Origin of the sequence: Bacillus cereus group sp. N8 (assembly GCF_016483685.1) — a bacterium.
Taxonomy (GTDB): domain Bacteria; phylum Bacillota; class Bacilli; order Bacillales; family Bacillaceae_G; genus Bacillus_A; species Bacillus_A proteolyticus.
Genome location: NZ_JAEHBK010000099.1, coordinates 1 through 2,463, shown reverse-complemented (window position 1 = coordinate 2,463; position 2,463 = coordinate 1). Strand labels below are relative to the sequence as shown.

The window sequence follows — 2,463 nt, the reverse complement described above, 5'->3', positions numbered from 1 at the left end:
GGACCTTGTCCCTGTGAGAGTAGGACGTCGCCAAGCAACCTTAAGACGAGTCAGAATGACTCGTCTTTTTTGTGTTTCTAACTTCTTATCAGCCTCAAGGTACCATTTTAAGTAATACTTCTTCTTTTAATCCTCTCATATTCAATTTCTTTCATCATTTTCGGTGTGTAGTTTAAGATTTTCTATTTTATTTTTTGTAGAACCAATCTGTCGGTGTGTTAAAATAGTACAGTTATTTTTTGAAGTACTTTAATATATAGAGATTTAATTTTAAAAAGGAGATAATATGAAAAAGATAAGTGTAATTACTATAGTAGTTTTAGTCCTTCTAGCAATTGCATATATGTTAGTCGGGAATTATTTCTATAATTATGCGTTGAATGCGAAACAAGGAAAAGATTTTTTAGAGGATAATCCTCACTTAACGGAAACGGTGAATGCATCGGGAGGTGCATTGGCTACGAATGAAGACAAGAATGCGAACTTTGTATCAAAATATAAACCTAATACATTAACTATACGCTCTTTTGATAAGCTAAATTTAACAGGTTATGAATATATGAATGAGCAATCTAGTCATAAATGGGCACTTGTAGTTCATGGATATGATGGCAGGGCATCAGCAATGACGAAATATATCCGGAACTTTTATGAACAAGGCTATAATGTCATAGCGCCAGACCTTCGTGGGCATGGGAATAGTGAAGGGGGGTATATCGGTATGGGATGGCATGATCGCAAAGATGTTTTGCTGTGGATTCAACAAATTTTAAAGAAAGATCCTAATGCTGAAATAGCTCTATTTGGTATTTCTATGGGTGGAGCAACTGTTATGATGACTTCTGGAGAAGATTTACCTCCTAATGTTAAAGTTATTATTGAAGATTGCGGATACTCGACTGTTATTGATGAATTCACGTATCAACTAAAAGATTTATTCCACTTACCGAAGTTTCCTGTTATGAATGCGGCCAATACAGTTACTAAATTGAGGGCTGGATACGATTTAGAAGAGGCTTCGGCTGTAAAACAAGTTGCGAAAAGTAAAACACCTATGCTGTTCATTCATGGAGATGCCGATACATTTGTTCCTTTTGAAATGTTAGATGAGGTGTATAGTGCTGCAAAAGTAGAAAAAGAGAAATTAATTGTTCCAGGTGCGGGACATGGAGAAGCGGAGAAAATAGATTCAAATAAATATTGGAATACTGTATGGAAATTCGTAGAGAAGTATATTCCAGCATAATTAAAGTTGTTTCATGTTTATATACGATAATCGGAGGGGGAATAGTTTATCCTTTTGATTATCGTTTTTTTTTGCTAATTAGGTATTCTGCTATAAGTATACTCTTGTATGTACTATATGAAGGAGGTAGAGCAAAAATTTTTGAATTCTTTAATCTCAGTGCTACAATGATTGAAAACTAAATGTTAATGAGGTGTTCATATGAAAATTGAAGTTTGGTCTGATTTTGTATGTCCGTTTTGCTATATTGGGAAACGTAGATTAGAGACGGCTTTAGAACAATTCCCACATAGGGATGATGTTGAAGTTGAGTTTAAAAGTTTTGAATTAGATCCGAATACTCCTGTTTACTCTGGAACGAGTATTAACGAAGTGCTTGCATCGAAGTATGGGATTAGTATTGAAGAAGCTAATCGTAATAATATACAACTAGGCAATCATGCAGCTAGTATGGGTTTGAATTTTAATTTTGAAGAGATGAAGCCGACAAACACTTTTGATGCGCATCGTCTGGCGAAGTTTGCAAAGGAGCAAGGGAAGGAAAAAGAGATTACAGAAAATCTTCTTTTCGCATATTTTACTGAATCACAAAATTTAAGTGATGTGGAAACGCTCGCTACGATTGCTGAAAATTCAGGGATAAATAAGCAAGAGGCTTTAAATATTATCAATAATAAAAGTGCATATGCAAATGATGTTAGAGTTGATGAAGCGATTGCTCAGCAATATAGAATTACGGGAGTACCCTATTTTATTGTTAATCAAAAATATGCCATCTCAGGTGCGCAACCACTTGAAACTTTTGTTGGTGCACTTCAGCAAGTATGGGAAGAAGAGAATCCTGCACCTAAGTTACAGGAACTTTCAGCAGATGGTGGAAGCGATTTTTCTTGTACTGACGGAAGTTGTTCGGTACCTTCAGAAGAACAATAGTTTTTATGATGGAATAGCACCCCATAGATAGTTCTATGGGGTGCTTGTATATAACTATAGAAGAAATACGTAAATAGATATTTTGATTACGTAAATGAAATCTATAAAATATAAAGTTTTTCAAAAAACATATTGACGATTATACAAATGAAGTGTAATATAGAACAAGTCGCCGATGAAATAACGCAGAACGCGGCAAACGAAATGAAAAACTTAGTTGACATTAACTAACGAAGATGTTAACATAAGGAAGTCGCAAATGAGCGACCAAGTAGTTCTTTGAA

2 protein-coding genes are annotated in these 2,463 nt (G+C 34.8%); both read left to right on the top strand.

Annotated features, from left to right (window positions below; genetic code table 11):
* The first annotated feature begins 286 nt into the window (after positions 1-286).
* Entirely contained in the window at positions 287-1,246 is a 960-nt protein-coding gene (locus tag JDS80_RS30520) for an alpha/beta hydrolase (protein WP_199640798.1), read from the top strand.
* Positions 1,247-1,447: 201 nt separating this feature from the next.
* Positions 1,448-2,179, top strand: a complete 732-nt coding sequence (locus JDS80_RS30515; protein WP_199640797.1) for a DsbA family oxidoreductase — start codon at positions 1,448-1,450, stop codon at positions 2,177-2,179.
* Positions 2,180-2,463: the final 284 nt, after the last annotated feature.

Coding starts and splice junctions, on each gene's coding strand:
- JDS80_RS30520 (WP_199640798.1), top strand. CDS start 287: ATGAAAAAGATAAGTGTAATTACTATAGTAGTTTTAGTCCTTCTAGCA.
- JDS80_RS30515 (WP_199640797.1), top strand. CDS start 1,448: ATGAAAATTGAAGTTTGGTCTGATTTTGTATGTCCGTTTTGCTATATT.